Below are 19059 nucleotides of genomic sequence, written 5' to 3' on the forward strand. Positions count from 1 at the left end.
ATTCCTCAGGCAAAAAAGGTCTGCGCCTTGATCAGGGCTTCCGCCAGGCGATCGACCTCGTCCAGCGTGTTGTAGAGGCCGAACGACGCCCTGCAAGTGGAGGTGACGCCGAAGCGCTGCAAGAGCGGCTGGGCGCAATGGGTGCCGGCGCGGACAGCGACACCTTCGCGATCGATGATGGTCGAGACATCGTGAGCATGAGCGCCCTGCATCTCGAAGGCGATGATCGCGCCCTTGCCCTTGGCCGTGCCGAAAATACGCAAGCTGTTGAGCGCCGAAAGGCGTTCGGTGGCGTATTCCAGCAATCGATGCTCATGCGCGGCGATGTTGTCGCGGCCGATCGATTCCATGTAGCGCAGCGACGCACCGAGGCCGATCGCTTGCACGATTGGCGGCGTTCCGGCCTCGAAGCGGTGCGGCGGATCGGCATAGGTGACGAAATCCTCCGTCACGTCGCGGATCATCTCGCCGCCGCCAAGGAAGGGCGGCATGGAATCCAACAGCGCCTTCTTCCCGTAGAGCACGCCGATGCCGGTCGGGCCATAGACCTTGTGACCGGTAAATACGTAGAAATCGGCATCGAGATCGCGCACATCGACAGGCAGATGCACCGCCGCCTGGCTGCCATCGATCAGCACCTTGACGCCATGCGCATGGGCGATGCGGATCACGTCCTTCACCGGAACGACCGTGCCGGTGACGTTGGACATATGCGTGACCGCGACGATCTTGGTCCGCGCTGTGATCAGCTTCTCGAACTCGTCGAGCAGGAAGCTGCCATCCTCGGCGATCGGCGCCCAGCGGATCACCGCGCCCTTGCGCTCGCGATGGAAGTTCCACGGCACGATGTTGGAGTGGTGCTCGAGGATCGACAGGATAATCTCGTCGCCCTCCCCGATCCCCTGCCCCAGCGACGACGCGACGAGGTTGATCGCCTCGGTCGAGGACTTCGTGAAGATGATCTCGTCGACGGAGGGCGCATTCAGAAATGCGCGAACGGTCTCGCGCGCATCCTCATAAGCCTCTGTGGCGGCGTTCGAAAGGAAATGCAGCCCGCGATGGACGTTGGCATATTCCTCCGTATAGGCCTTGGTCACCGCATCCAGCATCGCCTGCGGCTTTTGGGCCGAGGCGCCATTGTCGAGATAGACCAGCGGCTTGCCATAGACCGTCCGCGACAGGATCGGGAAATCCTGGCGGATGGCGTGGACGTCGTAGGGGGCGTCGTTCGTCTGCGCTGACATCAGGGAATCCAAGAGAAAAGTCGGTCAGCGTCAGGGAACAGCTGACCAAAGCCCCAAGCAATCGCGAGTCCGACGACGAACGCGATAACACCGGAAACAAGGCCCAGCACTAATGTGATTCCCACTCCGATATCGGCTAGCACCGACTGCATGGCGATCAAATAGAGCGCCGACACGAGCCTGGCAAAGCCCTCGACAGCATCAAGCGACTTCTGCAGAGGGAACTCCGCTGGAAGGCTTGCTACTGCGAGGACAGCCGTCGGCACAAACGCGAGCACCGATGCGATGAACGCCGTCAACAGCGCAGCCGTGAAGGTTGACCGGAAGCCGATGCTGCGCGAAACGATGCGTAGCGCTGCCCAGTTGAACGCTGCGAAGTAGGCGGCGATTGCGAATGTGAGTGCCGTCAGACCCACGATGATGATCGCGAGTCCGAGTGGTACGATCCAAAGTCCATAGGCGTCGATGACGACCGCAAGATACCCGGCCTTGGCTTCAGCCAGCACAACAGGGATTAGATCGAGCACGACTCCAGCAATGGCGAGAGTCAGCAAGAACGTCCAGCCGGTCGGCCACGCCGCTATGGTCCGTCGCGGCGACAAGATGCTCCGCAAGCCAACAGCAAGCGCCTCAAGCACGGTTCGCTCCATCAAGCCCTTCACCAGAGCTCCGACGCGCTAGCCATTTCACTGCAATGGCCTCAAACGCCCCCCCGATCGCCTGATCACCGAGGCCCTCGATCGCTTCGGCGAGGAAGGCTGTGACCAGCAGCGTTTCGGCCTCGGCCTTCGGGATGCCGCGCGAGATCAGGTAGAACAGCAGATCCTCGTCGATCTGGCCGCTGGTCGCGCCATGGGCGCACTGGACATCGTCGGCGAAGATTTCGAGTTCCGGCTTGGCGGAGAAGGAGGATTCCTCGGAGAGGAGCAGCCCCTGCGTCATCATCCGGGCGTCGACCTTCTGCGCGTCCGGGCGCACGACGATGCGGCCCTGGAAGATGCCGTCGGCGCGGCCATCCATCACCGCCTTGAAGCGCTCGCGGCTCTGCCCGTTCGGCACGGCATGATCGACGCCAAGCGTGATGTCGGCGTGCTGCTTGCCGCCGATCATCGTCGCGCCGAAAAGACCGGCGCGGGCATGCTCGCCCGTGAAGGCGACGAAGGTCTGCGAGCGCGACAGCGAGGCGCCGGTCATCAGCACGAGATGATCGAACTGCGTCTCCCGGCCGATTGAAACGGCGAGCGTACCGAGATGCACGGCTGCGTCGCCCTCAGATTGCAGCTTGGCCCAGACGATCTTGGCGCGATCGCCAATTGTCGCCTCGGTCACGACATTGGCCTGATAGGGGCTTTCGATCGGTCCCGTGTGGCTCTCGACGATCCGAACGGCTGCGTCCTCGCCTACCGTCATGATATTTCGGACATAAGTCCCAACGGCCGAGGTCGTCACATGGGCGATCTCGATGGCCAGCCCGATCTGAACGCCGGCCGGAACGTCGATTGCGACGCCGCCAGTCATCAGCGCGGTGTTGAGCAAAACGATCGCATCGTCGATCGCGGCAAGCCGAGCGCCGACGCGGGTATCGCCCTGCCGCAGCAATTTAGCAACCGGCGTCACCGTGACGGCGTCGAGACCGGCTAGATCGGATAGCTCCGGCCGATAGGTGCCGTCGACGATCACCAGCCTTGCCCGGTCAAATCCGGGCAGCGGATCGGTCAATTCGACGGCGGATGAAGATGTCGGACCGGCGAGCGGCCGCACCGCCTGCATCAGCCCGCGCAAATTGGTATAGTGCCATGCCTCGACACGACGATGCGGGAGGCCAACGCGCTGAAATGCGGCGAAGGCGGCATCGCGCGCCTCGGCGATCGCGGCATTGCCCGGCAGGCGCAGCTTCGCGGCCGTGAATTCGGCGGCCAGCGTCTCTTCGGCCTGGGTGCGCAGGATGCGCGGTTCGGCGTTCATGGTGCTCACTCCCGCCTCAGGCCGCCGCCTCGACATAGCCGGCATAGCCATTGGCTTCCAGCTCCAGCGCCAGCTCCGGCCCGCCCGAGCGGACGATACGGCCGGCCGACATCACATGCACGACATCCGGCACGATATGGTCGAGTAGACGCTGATAATGGGTGATGACGAGCATGGAGCGGTTCGGCGAACGGAGCGCGTTGACGCCGTCCGAGACGACGCGCAGCGCATCGATGTCGAGGCCGGAATCCGTCTCGTCGAGGATGGCGAGCTTCGGCTCCAAAAGCGCCATCTGCAGGATCTCGTTGCGCTTCTTCTCACCGCCGGAGAACCCGACATTCAGCGGCCGGCGCAGCATTTCCTGAGTCACATTAAGCTTCTCGGCTGCCACCTTCACGCGGCGGATGAAGTCCGGCGTCGTCAGTTCGCTCTCGCCGCGCGCCTTGCGCTGCGCATTCAGCGCCGCCTTCAGGAAGGTCATGGTGGCGACGCCGGGGATTTCCAGCGGGTATTGGAAGGCGAGGAAGATGCCCTTGGCTGCGCGCTCCTCGGCCGGCGTGTCGAGGATTTCCTCACCGTCGAACAGGATCTCGCCCTGCGTGATGTCATAGCCGTCGCGCCCGGCCAGCACGTAGGACAGCGTCGACTTGCCGGAGCCGTTCGGCCCCATGATGGCGTGGACCTCTCCGTCCGGCACTTCGAGGTCGACACCGCGGAGGATTTCGCGGTCGCCGACCGAGGCGTGGAGGTTCTTGATCTTCAGCATCCTGTTCTTTTCCGTTTGTCGCGGCTTGGGGCCGCCGTCTTGGCGGACGGCGGGACGCCTCGAACGATCCGACTAGCCGACCGAGCCTTCGAGGCTGATCGAGATCAGCTTCTGGGCTTCGACCGCGAACTCCATCGGCAATTGCTGGATGACGTCCTTGACGAAGCCGTTGACGATCAACGCCACAGCCTCCTCCGACGAAAGCCCGCGCTGGAGGCAATAGAACAGTTGGTCGTCGGCGATCTTCGACGTCGTCGCCTCGTGCTCGAACACCGCGCTGGCATTCTTCGATTCGATGTACGGCACAGTATGCGCGCCGCATTTGTCGCCGATCAGCAGGCTGTCGCAATTGGTGAAATTGCGCGCGCCGGAGGCCTTGCGATGCGCCGAGACCTGGCCGCGATAGGTATTGTCCGAGCGGCCGGCCGCGATGCCCTTCGAGATGATCCGGCTCTTCGTGCGCTTGCCGAGGTGCAGCATCTTGGTGCCGCTGTCGACCTGCTGATAACCGTTCGACACCGCGATCGAATAGAATTCGCCCTGGCTGTCGTCGCCGCGCAGGATGCAGGACGGATATTTCCAGGTGATCGCCGAGCCGGTCTCGACCTGCGTCCACGAGATCTTCGACCGGTCGCCGCGACAATCGCCGCGCTTGGTCACGAAATTGTAGATGCCGCCCTTGCCGTTCTTGTCGCCTGGATACCAGTTCTGCACCGTCGAGTATTTGATCTCGGCATCGTCGAGCGCGACCAGTTCCACCACCGCCGCGTGAAGCTGGTTCTCGTCGCGCATCGGGGCGGTGCAGCCCTCCAGATACGAGACATAGGCGCCCTTCTCGGCGATGATCAGCGTGCGCTCAAACTGGCCGGTCTTGCGCTCATTGATGCGGAAATAGGTCGACAGCTCCATCGGGCAGCGGACGCCCTCGGGAATGTAGACGAACGACCCGTCCGAGAAGACGGCCGAGTTCAGCGTCGCATAGAAATTGTCGGAGGTCGGCACGACCGAGCCCAGATATTTCCTCACGATCTCCGGATATTCGCGGATCGCCTCGGAGATGGCGCAGAAAATGACGCCGGCCTTCTTCAACTCGTCCTTGAAGGTGGTGACGACCGAGACGCTGTCGAACACCGCATCGACGGCGACGCGGCGGTCGGATGCGCCCTCGACACCGGCCAGGATCTCGCGCTCGCGCAGCGGGATACCGAGTTTCTCATAGGTGGCGAGCAGCTCCGGATCCACCTCGTCGAGCGACTTCGGACCCTTGGTGCTTTTCGGAGCCGAATAGTAATAGAGGTCGTCGAAATCGATCTTCGGATAGTGGACGCGCGCCCAGGTCGGCTCGGTCATGGTCAGCCAGCGCCGGTAGGCGTCGAGCCGCCATTCGAGCATCCATTCGGGCTCGTTCTTCTTGGCAGAAATGAAGCGGACAATATCCTCCGACAGGCCCTTGGGGGCACGGTCGGACTCGATGTCCGTCACAAAACCATACTTATACTGATCGACGTCGATCAGGCTGACCTGATCAATCGTCTCCTGAACCGCAGGCATTGCCTACTCCATCCACAGCGGCTTCAAGGACCGCGGGTTGAGCATCCGTCAGGCGGCGCGTGTCACGCCCGGCGAGCGCCGTTCCATGACACGTCCCCAAACTTCGGTAAACTTAAGTATATCGCTTTCGCTGGTTTCCCAGCCGAAAGAGACTCGGATTGCCGCTCTCGCCTGCGATTCCGGTAGATTCATGGCCTTCATCACATGCGAGACAGCAACTTTCCCTGACGAACAGGCCGATCCGGCTGAAACGGCGACCCCTTCGAGATCGAGCGCGATTACCAGCGTTTCAGCCGATAGGCCCTCGACCGCCAAGCAGATGGTCTGCGGTAGCCGCGCGGCGGCTGCCCCGACGACAAGCGCCTGCGGACAGGATGCCGCGATCTGCTCGCGCCATCCGGCCCATTCCTCGGCGCGCCCGAGATCGGCGCGCGCAGCGTCCGCGGCGGCCCCGAACGCCGAGATCGCCGCGACATTCTCGGTGCCGGCACGCAGGCGCTTCTCCTGACCACCGCCCGGAACGAGCGGCAGCGGACGGACGAGATCGCCGCCGAAAACGATAGCACCGATACCTTGCGGGCCGCCGATCTTGTGAGCCGAGAGTGTCAGGAGATCGACGCCAAGCGCGCCGATATCGACCGGCATCTTGCCGGCGGCCTGGATCGCATCGGTATGGACTACCGCGCCGAAAGAACGTGCCAGCGCGGCGATTTCCGCAACAGGCTGGATCGTGCCGGTCTCGTTGTTGGCCAGCATGACCGAGACGAGCGCGCGCTCGCCATCCCTCGCGATCACGGCGAGTTCGGCGCCGAGCGCTGAAATATCGAGTCGTCCCTCTTCGTCGACGGGAATGCGTGTGACGCGATCGTCCGCGAAACGCCCGCCGGAAAGAACAGAAGGATGCTCGGTCGCGCCGATCAACAGTCGGTCGAGCGCGATTTCCGCCGAACCGAGCCGCATCCGCGGCGACAACGCCGTCGCATTCGCCTCCGAACCGCCGCTTGTGAAGACCACGCGCTCGGCCTCCGCGCCGACGAAGCGAGCGATCTGGCGGCGGGCCGTCTCGATCCGCGCCCGCTGCGCGCGCCCGTCGGCGTGGACCGAGGAAGCGTTGCCGCGCGCCGAAAGCGCGTCGACAAAGGCAGCACGCGCCTCGGCTCGCAGCGGCGCACCGGCATTATAATCGAGGTAGATACGCTCAACCGCCAAATCGGCTGACTCCGTCGCGAAGAGACGATGTCGCATTATGCTTGAAATCGTCACCCCGGCTCATGCTAAAAGCCGGCTTCCCGGCGGAACGTGACCGCCGAATTCGAATTGTTCTAAACTGTTCTAGAAACCCTGAGGCTCAGAGTCAAGTTCGGCTCGGGCCCTCCGTCCCGATGGGCAGGGTTCAGAAGCTGTCGAGAGGTTGAGCCCGTCCATGCCCGAAATTATCTTCACCGGTCCTGCCGGTCGCATTGAGGGTCGCTTCCAGCCGGCCAAGGCCAGGAACGGGCCGATCGCCATTATCCTGCATCCACATCCGCAGTTTGGCGGAACGATGAACAACGCGATCACCTACCAGCTTTTCTACATGTTCGCGAAGCGCGGCTTTGCCGTGCTGCGCTTCAATTTCCGTGGCGTCGGCCGCAGTCAGGGCGAGTTCGACCATGGCGAGGGCGAGCTTTCCGACGCCGCCTCGGCGCTCGACTGGGCGCAGACGGTCCATCCCGACGCGCGCGCCTGCTGGGTCGCCGGCTTCTCCTTCGGCTCCTGGATCGGCATGCAGCTCTTGATGCGCCGTCCCGAGATCGAGGGCTTCATCTCGATCGCCCCGCAGGCCAATCTCTACGACTTCTCCTTCCTCGCCCCCTGCCCTTCCTCCGGCCTGATCATCCATGGCGACCAGGACAAGGTCGCCCCGCCCAAGGACGTGCAGACGCTGGTGGACAAGCTGAAGACGCAAAAGGGCATCATCGTCGAGCAGCAGATCATGGCCGGCGCCAACCATTTCTTCGAAGGCCAGGTCGAGCCCCTGATCGAGAATTGCGGCGCCTATGTCGACAAGCGCTTGCGGATGATCGAAGCGGCGGAATAGCGGGTGGGGCGACGAAAGAGGCGCGTCGTCACACGTCGATGATGCATTCTGGATAGCCTGCCGCGAGTCCAAGTGGCAGGATCGTTGCATGCAGCATATCGATCGACGAAATTTTCTGGTGGGATCAGGCGCAGCGGCGGTAGCGGGTATCGCCCCGGGGCCAGTTCATGCCGGCGTGATCACCGACTTGACGACGGATATCGTTGTCGCAACGCGTTTCGTCAGCGCCGGAATACCGATACGCTCGTTTTCTGTTCCCAGCACGAGCATGATGCCCACCATTCCGCTGGGGAACGTCATCCTCGCCGATCTTCGCTTGACGAGACAGATGCCCAAGCGCGGCGACATTATCGTATTCAATCGACCGGACGGTGTCGTCTACCTGAAGCGAGTGATGGCGCTGCCCGGAGACCGGATCGCCTTCGCAAACTGGATCCCCATCGTCAACAACTCTGCGGCAGACTGGTCTAAGCTCGATCCGATAACCGTCCGTACCGACACTGGGCCGGTAACCTACCCGATCATCGAAGAGCGCTTGCCGGGCATTGCCCCGTATCGAATCGCGATGCTGGCGAACAACGACGTTGATGGGCTCGCCACGATACCGGAACGATATGTCGGGCCGGACGAGATTTATGTGGTCGGAGACAATCGCTGCAACTCGAATGACAGTCGCGTTCCCGGATGGGAGACGACCCATGTCGACGACATGCTGGGACGCGCCGTCTACCGCCTTCGACCCCATGCGGGCTGGCTGGTACCGAAGGAAACAGTGGCTGGGTATCCCTCATAGTCGGCCGCTCGTGCGGCTGATCCTGTAACCAGACGCTCTCCCGCCTGTTCGACCTCCCTGCCACACCCGTTTGTGGAGGCGCCGACGCGATTGCGCGACATCAATGCGCCAACCTAGATCACTCGCGATGGTCGACTGACTCGGAGGAGTTGCCATGGCATCCCGCTTCGGCTTCTGGTCTTCGCTCACGGCCTGCTTCTTCGCGCTCGCCTATGGCGTGCCGCAGGTGTTGCAGGTCGCGGGCTTGCTCGTCTTTCCCTATGACGAGATTCTGATCTTCCTGCCGTCGCTGCTGCTGGCGCCGAGCTTTGTGCTCGCCAATGTCGCGCTCTATGAGACGGCGCCGGGCGAGCGGCGGGTCTTCGCCCTCGCCGCGCTCGCAATGGCGCTCCACTACGCCGTCCTCGTCAGCATCGTCTATGTCGTACAGCTCTCCGCCGTGATCCCCGCGAAGCTCGCCGGTGGAACGGAGATTTCGGCCCTGTTCTCTTGTTGCGGCTTCGGCCAGCCGCTCACCGCCGTCGATCTGCTTGGCTACACGCTGATGAGCGTGTCGACGCTCTTCGCGGCCGTCGCGGTGCGTGACAATCGGCTCCTGGCGCTAAGCCTTCTCGGGAACGGGCTTCTCGCTCCCTTCCTGATTTTCCAACTGGTCTGGCAGGGCCTCATCGCCATCGGCGCCTTGTGGCTGATTACCTTCCCGCTCGCCATGGCTCTGCTCGCCGCCGACTTTCGTCGGCGCATCGCTTGAAGCCGCCAGCAGGGTCGCGGCCTGACGCTGCTCGGCGCGCCGATGCCGTCGCTCGCGCAGGTACTCCATGATCTCGCGGCGGTTCTGGAATAGCGGCAGCTTGCGAGGACCGCTGCGGCGCTCCAGCGCCAGACCGACTTCCGCGATCTCATGCGCATCGTTGAGGCGGCGAACGATGAGATCTACCGGGCCGACCGGTATGCGGTCGCCGGGCTCGATATCGCTGCCGAATGATGCTTCCAGCAATTGCCCGACGGTCAGCCCCGCCTGCGCCACCGGCACTTCGAAACCGTAGGCTTCGGCCAGATCGCTCATTTGGGCGGTCGGGGCGAAGGCAAATTCGCCGAAGAGCGCGGCCGAATCGGCGTGATCGGCCGGGCGGGCGAAAAGCTGATCGAGCAATCGGACATGTTCCGTCGCCGTGACGATATAGACGCGGTCCCCTTCCCGCAGCGGGCCAGCGACCTCGTAGCGCAGGGCTCGGCCGTCGCGCACGATCATCGAGGGCCGCGCCCAGCGCGGGATACGGCGGCCGCGCCCGACGGCGCTGTCGGCGATGACACGGTAGGCGACGACCTCATGATCGCCCTTGCCCGGCAATTCGAGCTCGAACCGCTCGACGGGTCCGAACCGCGCGGGCACGACGACGCCGAGCCAGCGCGCGACGGGGCCGATCGTCCAGCCCTGCAGGACCAGCGAACAGAGCACGACGATGAAGGCTGCGTTGAACATCTCCTGTCCGTTCGCCATGCCGCCCACCATGGGGAGGATAGCAAGCAGGATCGAGACGGCACCGCGCAAGCCCACCCAGGCGACGAAAGCCGTCTCGTTGCGGGAGAAGCCAAACGGAATGAGGCAGAGCCAGACCGCGATCGGCCTGGCCAGGAAGATGAGCACGAAGGCAACGAAAAGCGCCGGCACCGCTACGGCGCCAAACGCGCTGGGCGTCGCCAGCAAACCGAGCGTCAGGAACATCGCGATCTGCGATAGCCAGCTCATGCCTTGCAATACGCGGCGGAGCGCGGCGACCTGTTTCAGCCGCGCGTTGCCACAAAGCAACCCGGCGACATAGACGGCCAAGAATCCACTGGCGTCGGCAAGGCCTGTGGCTGCGAACAGCACCATCACCATCGCGATCAGCAGGATCGGATACAGCGCCGGCTCCAGATCGATGCGGTTGACGATGCGGACCATCAGATAGCCGCCGATAAGGCCAAGGATCAGACCGAGACCAATCTGGACGAAGAAGTCTCGGACCAGCGTCAGGAGCGGCTCGCCCTCGCCTGCTGCCGCCGTTGCCATGGCGACCAGCGACAGCGTCAGGAAGATCGCCATCGGATCGTTCGAGCCGGATTCGACTTCCAGCGTCGATTTGACCCGCTCGCGCAGATTGATGCCGCCGACGCGCAGCAGGAAGAAGACGGCGGCCGCGTCGGTCGAGGCGACGATGGTGCCGAGCAGCAGCCCTTTCAGCCCCGACCAACCAAAGGCAAACGATGCCGCGAAGCCCACAATTGCCGCCGTGACGAGCACACCGATGGTTGCCAGCGACAAGGCCGGTAGCGCCGCGGCACGGAAGGATGACAGGCGCGTCTCGAAACCGCTTTCGAACAGGATGACGGCCAGCGCGATCGAGCCAATGAAATAGGCGACGCGGCCATCATCGAAGCGGATGCCAAGCCCGTCCTCGCCAGCAACGAGGCCGAGCAGCAGGAAGACGAGCAGCAATGGCGCGCCGAAGCGCGTCGAGAAGAAGGAAGTCAGAACGGCGACGGCGATCAGCAGGGAACCCACCAGGATGGCGAGGTTCATGCTCTCAATCATCGTCCGTCATCCCCCAAACCAGCCGCCCGGCCACGCCATGCGTCGCTCTATCCATCGAATGACAGGAATTCGACGACAATAGGCCGGTTCGGCGACCATTCTGCGTCAGCCGGCTTTCGATTGGGTGAACATCTCTTCAGGGCAAGGCGATGACGCCGCCGATCGTCGGCGCGGGAACCCCGGTCGTCTCGGGAAAGCTCGATGGCAGACCGGCGACGAAGCGGGCGGCGAGGAAGGCGAAGGCTTGTGCCTCCATGAAGTCGACCGACCAGCCATGCGCGTCGGCCGTCGAGATTTCGGCGCCACTCGCGTCCGCCAGAAAGCGCAGGATCGCTGGATTGTGCGCGCCGCCGCCACACACGACGATCCGGTGGGCACCGCCGGCCAGCGCGATGCCGCGCGCGATCGCCTCGGCCGTGAAAGCGGCCAGCGTCGCCGCCGCATCGGCGGTGGAAAGGCGGGCGACAGGCGAGCGCGAGAACGCGTCGCGGTCGAGCGATTTCGGCGGCGGCAGATCGAACCAGGCATCGCTCATCAATTCGGCGAGCGTCTGGGTCTGGACCCTGCCGGCGAGCGACAGGCGGCCGCCGCGATCCATCGGCTCTCCGGTGCGCTCGCGGACCAGATCGTCGATGAGCGCATTGCCGGGGCCGGTGTCGAAGGCGAGCACGGCACCATCCGCGGCGATCCGGGTGACATTGGCGACGCCGCCGATATTGACCACCGCGACGTCGCCTTCCAGCCCGGCCGCGCGAACCAGCGCGCGATGATAGATCGGCACCAGCGGCGCGCCCTGCCCGCCCGCGGCCACGTCGGCGGCACGAAAATCATGGACGACCGGAATGCCGAGCCGGGCTGCGAGAGCCGCGCCATCACCGATCTGGACGGTGAGGCCTCGTGCGGGGGCGTGAAAGACCGTCTGGCCATGGAAGCCGACGAGCATGACGCGCGGCGCATCGACGTCCTCGCGGGCCAGCAGCGCCTCGACCGCCTCGGCATGGGCGTCGGTGACGATCCGTTCGGCCTCGGCAAGCACGCCCGGCCGCGCGCTGCGATCCATGATGGAGACGGCTGCCGCGAGCGCGGCGCGCAGCACGGTGCGCTCCGCCTCGGAATAGGGACGAAAATGGGTTGGGCCAAAGGCCTCCACCACCTCGCCGTCGGTCGCGATCAGCGCGGCGTCGACCCCGTCCATCGAGGTCCCGCTCATCAGGCCGACGACCACCATTCTCGACTTCTTCATCGGCTCTCTCGACGCTCTGGACCCCGACTGTCGCCCTAGCCGACAAAGTCGCACGTGACAAATGCAATCGGCTCGACTATATCCGCGCCATGATCCTCTCTGCCCGCACCTTTTTCTTCGGTTGGTATTTTGGCTATCCGTTGCCGTTGGCGGAGCTAGGGACGCGCTCGAAATAGATACCGAAGCGAAAGTAACCCCAGAGCCGCCGAACCTTCCGGCGGCTTTTTTGTTGCCGCGGACGGGTCGAAACCAAGGAGCCCGAACGTGCCGAACACCACCGACGACCTGCGAATCCGCGAAATCAAGGAACTGACGCCGCCCGCCGACGTGATGGCGGAATTCGTCCGCTCCGAGGCGGCTAGCCAGACCGTGCGCGCAGGCCGCGCCGCCACCCATGCCATCCTGCATGGCGAAGACGACCGCCTCGCCGTCGTCATCGGCCCCTGCTCGATCCATGATCCGGAAGCCGCGATCGACTATGCGACCCGCCTGGCCGCCGAGCGCAAGCGCCTTTCCGGCTCGCTTGAGATCATTATGCGCGTGTATTTCGAGAAGCCGCGCACCACGGTCGGCTGGAAGGGCCTCATCAACGACCCGAACCTCGACGGCAGCTTCGAGATCAACAAGGGCCTGCGGATTGCTCGCAAGCTCCTCGTCGCGGTCAACGAGCTCGGCGTTCCGGCCGGTTGCGAATTCCTCGACATGACGACGCCGCAATATCTCGCAGACCTCGTCGGCTGGGGGGCGATCGGCGCGCGGACGACCGAGAGCCAGGTTCACCGCGAACTTGCCTCCGGCCTCTCCTGCCCCGTCGGCTTCAAGAATGGCACCGATGGCAACGTCAAGATCGCGGTCGATGCGGTACAGTCGGCCTCGCAGCCGCATCATTTCCTGGCCGTGACCAAGCAGGGCCGTTCCGCAATCGCGGCGACGACGGGGAACGAGGACTGCCACATCATCCTGCGCGGCGGCAAGGCACCGAATTATGACGCGGCCAGCGTCGACGCGGCGGCGAGCGAACTTGCCAAGGCGGGCCTCGCACCCTTCGTCATGATCGATGCAAGCCACGCCAACAGCCTGAAGAAGCCGGAAAACCAGCCGAAGGTCGTCGATGAGATCGCGCTACAGATCGAAGCCGGCGACGATCGCATCATGGGCGTGATGGTCGAGAGCAATCTCGTCGCTGGCCGCCAGGATCTCGTTCCCGGCAAGCCGCTGGTCTATGGCCAGAGCATCACGGATGGCTGCATCGACTGGGACAGCTCGGTTGTGGTTCTCGACCGTCTCGCGGCAGCCGTGGAGGCTCGGCGCAAAGCCATGCGCAACAAGAATACCGCCGCGGCCTGACCGAAGCCGGCGGACGGAGATGGCGGTGCGCCGCCATCTCGCCCTTTCCAGATGAAACTTCGCCTTATCGCTGCTAAACAGCGGCCAAAATCGCCGTTGCCGAGGAAGACTTCGTCATGACCGCCTTCAAATCCGAGCTCATGCAGATCCTGACGGAGCGCGGGTTCATCCACCAGTGCTCCGACACCGAAGCGCTCGACCAGCGCTTCGCCAGCGAAACGGTCACCGGATATATCGGCTTCGACGCGACGGCGAAGAGCCTGCATGTCGGCTCGCTGATGCAGATCATGATGCTGCGCTGGATGCAGAAGACCGGTCACCGGCCAATCGCGCTGATGGGCGGCGGCACGACCCGGATCGGCGACCCCTCCTTCAAGGACGAGGCGCGCAAGCTCCTCACCGACGAGGCGATCGCCGAGAACCTCGTCGGCATCCGGGAGATCTTCGCCAACTACCTCGACTTCGAGGGAGGTGAACCGCCGGCCATCATGGCCAACAATGCCGACTGGCTGAACGACCTCAAATATATCGACTTCCTGCGCGATGTCGGCCGACACTTCTCGATCAACCGCATGCTGTCCTTCGACAGCGTGAAGCTACGGCTCGACCGAGAGCAGTCGCTGTCGTTCCTCGAATTCAACTACATGATCCTGCAGGGCTACGACTTCGTCGAGCTCTACCAGCGCCATGGTTGCGTCCTGCAGATGGGCGGCTCCGACCAGTGGGGCAACATCGTCAACGGCATCGAACTCGGCCACCGGATGCTCGGCCAGCAATTCTTCGCGCTGACGACGCCGCTGCTGACGACCTCGTCCGGAGCTAAGATGGGCAAGACCGCCTCAGGCGCCGTCTGGCTAAACGAGGAAATGCTGTCGTCGTTCGAGTTCTGGCAATTCTGGCGCAACACCGAGGACGGCGACGTCGAGCGCTTCCTGAAGCTCTATACCGAGCTTCCGCTGACGGAGATCGCGCGCCTGTCGGCATTGCAGGGCTCCGAGATCAACGAGGCGAAGAAGGTGCTGGCGACCGAGGTCACGGCGCTAGCTCGCGGCCGCGCGGCCGCCGAAGCAGCGGCAGAGACTGCGCGGCGCACCTTCGAGGAAGGCGCGCTCGCCGAGGACCTGCCGACCATCGACATCCCTGCCGGCGAGTTCGAAGCCGGCATCGGCGTGCTCTCGCTCTTCGTCCGCGCCGGTCTCGTCGCCTCGAACGGCGAGGCGCGGCGCCAGGTGAAGGGCGGCGGCCTCCGGATCAACGACAGCGCCGTCAGCGACGAGAAGGCCATCATCAGCCCGGCGAGCCTGACGCCCGAGGGCGTCGTCAAGCTTTCGCTCGGCCGCAAGAAGCACGTTCTGGTGCGGCCGGCCTGAGCGCGGGCTCAGTTCACCGGAAACTCGAAGATCTTCCGGAATATGCCGGGCGTGATCAGCGACAGCGGATTGACGGTCAGGCTCGGTCCGTCGATGGGCCCTTCGATCTTGAAGGTCACGCCGAAGAGCCCACCCTGGCTGCCGCCGCCCAGTGCTATGCCGAGCAACGGCACGCGGCCGAAGAGGTTATTGAAGGCATAGGCCGGCAGATAGGTGCCGACGAGCGATACGCGCTGCTTGCCGAGATCGAGGACACCGTTCATCGTCGCGCCGACAGAGGCACCGCGAAGCACCGCGTCGTCGATGACGATCATCGAGCCGCGCTTGGTATATTCGAGCCGCATGCGTCCGAACGGCACATTGTTGGGGTCGAGCCCGGATGGCGTCGCTTCGGAACCGGATCCGTTGGTCGCGGAGACCAGCTTCTGCATCGAAGTCTCGCCGACGATAGAGAAATTGGTGACGTCGAAGACGCCGGCAAACGGCCCCGAGGCGCCGTTCCTCTGCCCAGTCAGCGTCAGCCGCCCCCCGCTCATCCGGCGATAGAGATCGACGAAACCGATCAGGCTGCCAGCGTCGGCCGATTCCAGATCGAGTTCCGCGCTCGTACCCTTGTCGGAATAGGTCATAGACACAGCGCCGCCGGGAAAATCGCCGTCCAGCGCCATCTTCTGCACGACACCGTTGGATGAGCGCACGGAGATGTCGGCATTGCTCAGAACCGCCTGATCGAAGCCGACCAGCTTGTCGATTTTGGCGTCGACGCTCAAGTCGGCGTCGCTCTCGCCCTTGCCGCCGCTCCGGGATTTATACTCGGCGATCAAGCCGCGCACATCGAAGGCGCTGCCGCGCGCAACGATCGAATAGCCATTTCCCTTGCGCTGGAGGTTCACCGAGATCTGGTCACCCTTGCGTAGGGCGAGTCGCTCCAGATCCGCCGAGACGAGGCCGTATTTCTGGTCGAGCCGCGCCTTGCCTTTCAGGCCGAAGCCATCGCCGGTGGCGACCATGTTGTCGACCAGGAAGCCGTCATCCGTCGGGATCATGTCGAAAGAGAGCTTGGCCGGCACGCCAACTCCCTTGGACCAGCCCACAGCCTGCAGGACGAGGCGCGCCTGCTTCAGGTCGAGTTCGTAGTGCTGGCCTTTGCGCCCATCGGAGAGGTCGCTCATCGTCGCGCCGATCGTGCCGCCGAGCACGTTGTCGAGACCGATGCCTAGGCGCTTCCGCGCATCGGCATCGAGCAGCAGCCGAACCTGCCGACGTCCGCCATCGCCATCGCCATCGGCGTCGCCGACTGGCTCTGCCAGATCGATCGATGCGGGGACGCCGTTGATCGATGCCTTGCCCTTGATCGTGACTTCCCTGGCATCGGCAGTAACGGCAAAATTCCCGTTCTTGATCGTCTTGCCCTCGATCGGCTTGGCGCTCGCGAAATTCGTCGTCTGCAGCGCCACGCGCCAGTCGACATCGCTCGGCAGCAGCCCCGGCTTTAGCGGTACCTTGATCGAAAGATTGAAGCGGCCCTCGCCTGACTGCGCCAAGGGATCGATGTTCTTGCGGTCCATCGCCCGGATCGGGACTGAATTGGCAATTTCCGCCATGGCTCCGACGTCGCCCTCGCCCTGAACCTCGATCTGGCTCATCGGCGTAGGCAGGGAGGTGTTGGGCACGATGAAGGCGCCGGCGGTGAGATCGACCGTCCGGCCCGAGGGAGCCGTGATCAGCCCCTTCTCCATGTCGATGCTGAAGGTCGAGCCGGCGATGGTCCCGCTGCCGCTCGCGTTCGTTATCGCAGGTATGTCGCCGACCGTGGTGAAGGATACATCCTCAAGCCGAGCCTCAAGGCGCATGTCCTCCTCCGGCAACGTCACGCGCTCGCCGGTCCACATCACGCCGGGCGGTATGGCGGCGACGAACTTGCCGGACACGACCTGCCCGGAGATGACATGTTCCATCACCCATTTGCGGGCCGGGCCGGCCAGGATCGGCGGCCAGATCTGCTTGAGCGTCGCAATCGACATCGGCGTGAAGGAAGCCGAGAGGGAAAGCGACGGCGTCGGACCCTCAAGACCGATCGATCCGGCTGCAGCCACCGAGCCGACCGGCGTCGCGATCGCGGCCTCGTCGATGTCGATCCGCCTTCCCGGAAAATCGGCGATACCAGATAGGGTTATCCGATCCGCGATGATCGGCCGGGCCTTGGCGTCACGCGCATCGAGCATCGCGCCGCGGCTCTCCAACGCATAGGAATAACGGCCGTCCGACGGGTCCGCGAGCGGGCGGATCTCGCCGGTGAAAACCGCCTGGGTGTCGCCGAAGGCGAAGGTCGACGGATTGAGCATGAGTACCCGGCGCGCGACGTCCCAATGGAGCCGGACCGTCGCCTCGTCTAGCAGGATCGTGTCCTTGCCGAAGCCGGAGATCACGGTTCCTGCGCCGAGGTCGAAGCGCGCCTGCGCATCCCGCACCGTGCCGTACTGCGACAGAACGACGGTGGCACGGCCAAAAAGCGGGATGTCCGACGTCAGGAGGCTTTCCGGACGACCGAAATTCGGCTCGATATCGGCGAGGGTCAGCTGGGAGAAGGAAAGTGAAAGCGTCCGGTCCTTCGTCGTGGGATCGACCGAGCGTTCGCCGATGATGCCCCATCGACCGGCATAGCCAGACGTCGCGAACGTGGCCTTGATGTCGCGTGTGGCCGCGTCGACATTGAGCGACAGATCCGTGTGGGGGAAGGTGCGCTGCTGCAGCTTGCGCGCATCCCAGATCCGGATCGTCGCGGCGTCGATCGATAGCTTCTCGAAATTGCGCTCGAATGCCGCGTCAATCGCCGGTTCGAGTGCGCCATTCAGGATGCGCAGCGCCGTGACGAGATCGGGGAACCCGCCATCGGCGCTGTCGAACGCAACCTGATCGGCTGGCGGCCGATCGGCTGCGCTCGGAGTGGCCTTGGGTCCGACATGGGGAACGGTATCGGCATTGCCGAGAAAGACGCGCCCGCCCTTGCCGCGTACCAGCGACACTTCCGGATTAGATAATTCGACCGTGCGGATATCAACCCGCAGCCTCAAAAACGAGGCGGGATCGATGGCGAGCCGCGCGGCTGGGATGCGCGCCACAACGCTGTTGGCATCGTCGCGCACCGTGACTTCGTCGATCTCGGCGACAAGGCCCAGCACGGGATCAACATTGATCGAGGCGCCGGCGACCTTCACCTTGTAGCCGGGCCCGAGGCGCTGTTCCGCCGTAGCCACCACGCGATCGCGGATGACGTTGAGTTCAACAGGACCGGAAGCGAGGAGCGCTGCACCTGCCCCGATCAACACGACGACCAGCAGCAACGTGAGCGCCAGGAAGCGCAAGACGAACCGGTACCACCGCCGCGGCTTTCCGCGCTCACGCCCGTAGAGCGGCCGGTGAGCTCGGGCAGAAGGGAACTCTTCCAGTCGCATCGCCAGCCGCGTAGACCTTTTCACAATTGTCCGGCTGTCCGGACGGCACAAACAACCGCGGTCGCAGTGCAGAGACGCGTTCTCGGCGTCGCACTGCCGACGGATTGGAGCGCGGAAAAGCGTTCTCCGCCAGCCCCTCTTGCAATTTCCCTCTAGATTTCCCTTCTGACACCCGACAAAGGCGACGAAAGGAAGGCGTCATGGCATATCCGGCGATCGGCGAAGCCGCTCCCGATTTCGAGCTCTCGACGGACGATGGCGGTTCAGTTTCGCTTGCCGACCTCCGCGGAAGCAAGGTTGTGCTCTATTTCTACCCGAAGGACGACACGTCGGGCTGCACGACCGAAGCGCTAGACTTCTCCTCGCGCGCCGCGGACTTCGACGCGGCTCGCGCGATCGTGATCGGCGTTTCGCCCGATTCGCTCGTCCAGCACGGCAAGTTTCGCAAGAAGCACGGCCTGACCATTCGCCTCGCTGCGGACCCCGAACGCGCTGCGATCGAGGCCTATGGCGTGTGGCAGGAGAAGTCGATGTATGGGAAAAAATATATGGGCGTGGTCCGCTCGACCTTCCTGATCGATGCCGAGGGCCGCATCGCAGACGCATGGACCAAGGTGAAAGTTGCCGGCCATGCCGAGGCCGTGCTCGCGGCCGTGAAGGCGCTGTAGCG

Annotated in this window: 14 protein-coding genes; 5 read left to right on the plus strand and 9 right to left on the minus strand. The window is 64.0% G+C overall.

The genetic code is table 11. The annotated features are described in order from the left end of the window. Positions 1–5 precede the first annotated feature (5 nt). The 6 genes from OSH05_RS16910 to OSH05_RS16935 all read right to left on the minus strand — a co-directional run bounded on the left by OSH05_RS16910 (position 6) and on the right by OSH05_RS16935 (position 6735). On the minus strand, positions 6–1244 hold the full coding sequence (locus OSH05_RS16910; RefSeq protein WP_104219228.1) for a cysteine desulfurase: 1239 nt from the start codon (positions 1242–1244) through the stop codon (positions 6–8). Next, a complete protein-coding gene (locus OSH05_RS16915) occupies positions 1244–1906 on the minus strand; it encodes a hypothetical protein (protein WP_133163113.1) in 663 nt (220 codons plus the stop codon). Before OSH05_RS16915 ends, OSH05_RS16910 begins: the two co-directional genes overlap by 1 nt. Continuing rightward, a complete protein-coding gene (gene sufD / locus OSH05_RS16920; RefSeq protein ID WP_165801588.1) occupies positions 1875–3209 on the minus strand; it encodes a Fe-S cluster assembly protein SufD in 1335 nt (444 codons plus the stop codon). Before sufD ends, OSH05_RS16915 begins: the two co-directional genes overlap by 32 nt. A 16-nt stretch (positions 3210–3225) precedes the next feature. Next, the gene (sufC, locus tag OSH05_RS16925; protein ID WP_104219231.1) at positions 3226–3975 is read right to left on the minus strand and encodes a Fe-S cluster assembly ATPase SufC; all 750 of its coding nucleotides are present in this window, start codon (positions 3973–3975) and stop codon (positions 3226–3228) included. A gap of 72 nt (positions 3976–4047) precedes the next feature. Next, the gene (gene sufB / locus OSH05_RS16930; protein ID WP_104219232.1) at positions 4048–5526 is read right to left on the minus strand and encodes a Fe-S cluster assembly protein SufB; all 1479 of its coding nucleotides are present in this window, start codon (positions 5524–5526) and stop codon (positions 4048–4050) included. A gap of 48 nt (positions 5527–5574) precedes the next feature. Beyond that, positions 5575–6735 (minus strand): cysteine desulfurase family protein, encoded by a 1161-nt coding sequence (locus OSH05_RS16935; RefSeq protein ID WP_104219316.1) that lies wholly within the window; start codon positions 6733–6735, stop codon positions 5575–5577. Positions 6736–6949: 214 nt separating this feature from the next. Between OSH05_RS16935 and OSH05_RS16940 the strand changes: the two genes are divergently transcribed. Together OSH05_RS16940 and lepB are read left to right on the plus strand one after the other, a co-directional pair. Next, entirely contained in the window at positions 6950–7606 is a 657-nt protein-coding gene (locus OSH05_RS16940) for an alpha/beta hydrolase (RefSeq protein WP_104219233.1), read from the plus strand. A gap of 88 nt (positions 7607–7694) precedes the next feature. Continuing rightward, positions 7695–8399: a signal peptidase I gene (gene lepB / locus OSH05_RS16945; RefSeq protein ID WP_104219317.1), complete on the plus strand. Its 705-nt coding sequence runs from the start codon at positions 7695–7697 to the stop codon at positions 8397–8399. Between the two features lie 601 nt (positions 8400–9000). On the opposite strand, the gene OSH05_RS16950 is transcribed toward lepB, so the two are convergent. Together OSH05_RS16950 and OSH05_RS16955 are read right to left on the minus strand one after the other, a co-directional pair. Continuing rightward, positions 9001–10974, minus strand: coding sequence for a potassium/proton antiporter (locus OSH05_RS16950; RefSeq protein WP_104219234.1), 1974 nt, complete (start codon positions 10972–10974; stop codon positions 9001–9003). Positions 10975–11110: 136 nt separating this feature from the next. Continuing rightward, positions 11111–12217, minus strand: a complete 1107-nt coding sequence (locus OSH05_RS16955) for an anhydro-N-acetylmuramic acid kinase (protein ID WP_266352639.1) — start codon at positions 12215–12217, stop codon at positions 11111–11113. 264 nt (positions 12218–12481) lie between these two features. Here OSH05_RS16955 and OSH05_RS16960 point away from each other — a divergent pair, with 264 nt between their 5' ends. Together OSH05_RS16960 and tyrS are read left to right on the plus strand one after the other, a co-directional pair. Beyond that, positions 12482–13564 (plus strand): 3-deoxy-7-phosphoheptulonate synthase, encoded by a 1083-nt coding sequence (locus tag OSH05_RS16960; RefSeq protein WP_104219236.1) that lies wholly within the window; start codon positions 12482–12484, stop codon positions 13562–13564. Between the two features lie 116 nt (positions 13565–13680). Continuing rightward, positions 13681–14934, plus strand: a complete 1254-nt coding sequence (tyrS, locus tag OSH05_RS16965) for a tyrosine--tRNA ligase (protein WP_104219237.1) — start codon at positions 13681–13683, stop codon at positions 14932–14934. An 8-nt stretch (positions 14935–14942) separates the two neighbouring features. Here the strand turns inward: tyrS and OSH05_RS16970 are convergent, their stop codons facing one another. Continuing rightward, entirely contained in the window at positions 14943–18389 is a 3447-nt protein-coding gene (locus OSH05_RS16970) for a YhdP family protein (protein WP_104219238.1), read from the minus strand. A 200-nt stretch (positions 18390–18589) separates the two neighbouring features. Between OSH05_RS16970 and OSH05_RS16975 the strand changes: the two genes are divergently transcribed. Next, positions 18590–19057 (plus strand): peroxiredoxin, encoded by a 468-nt coding sequence (locus OSH05_RS16975; RefSeq protein ID WP_104219239.1) that lies wholly within the window; start codon positions 18590–18592, stop codon positions 19055–19057. The last annotated feature ends 2 nt before the right edge of the window (positions 19058–19059 follow it).

Origin of the sequence: Kaistia algarum (genome assembly GCF_026343945.1) — a bacterium.
GTDB lineage: Bacteria > Pseudomonadota > Alphaproteobacteria > Rhizobiales > Kaistiaceae > Kaistia > Kaistia algarum.

Coding starts and splice junctions, on each gene's coding strand:
- OSH05_RS16910 (WP_104219228.1), bottom strand. CDS start 1,244: ATGTCAGCGCAGACGAACGACGCCCCCTACGACGTCCACGCCATCCGC.
- sufD (WP_165801588.1), bottom strand. CDS start 3,209: ATGAACGCCGAACCGCGCATCCTGCGCACCCAGGCCGAAGAGACGCTG.
- sufC (WP_104219231.1), bottom strand. CDS start 3,975: ATGCTGAAGATCAAGAACCTCCACGCCTCGGTCGGCGACCGCGAAATC.
- sufB (WP_104219232.1), bottom strand. CDS start 5,526: ATGCCTGCGGTTCAGGAGACGATTGATCAGGTCAGCCTGATCGACGTC.
- OSH05_RS16940 (WP_104219233.1), top strand. CDS start 6,950: ATGCCCGAAATTATCTTCACCGGTCCTGCCGGTCGCATTGAGGGTCGC.
- lepB (WP_104219317.1), top strand. CDS start 7,695: ATGCAGCATATCGATCGACGAAATTTTCTGGTGGGATCAGGCGCAGCG.
- OSH05_RS16950 (WP_104219234.1), bottom strand. CDS start 10,974: ATGATTGAGAGCATGAACCTCGCCATCCTGGTGGGTTCCCTGCTGATC.
- OSH05_RS16955 (WP_266352639.1), bottom strand. CDS start 12,217: ATGAAGAAGTCGAGAATGGTGGTCGTCGGCCTGATGAGCGGGACCTCG.
- tyrS (WP_104219237.1), top strand. CDS start 13,681: ATGACCGCCTTCAAATCCGAGCTCATGCAGATCCTGACGGAGCGCGGG.
- OSH05_RS16970 (WP_104219238.1), bottom strand. CDS start 18,389: ATGCGACTGGAAGAGTTCCCTTCTGCCCGAGCTCACCGGCCGCTCTAC.
- OSH05_RS16975 (WP_104219239.1), top strand. CDS start 18,590: ATGGCATATCCGGCGATCGGCGAAGCCGCTCCCGATTTCGAGCTCTCG.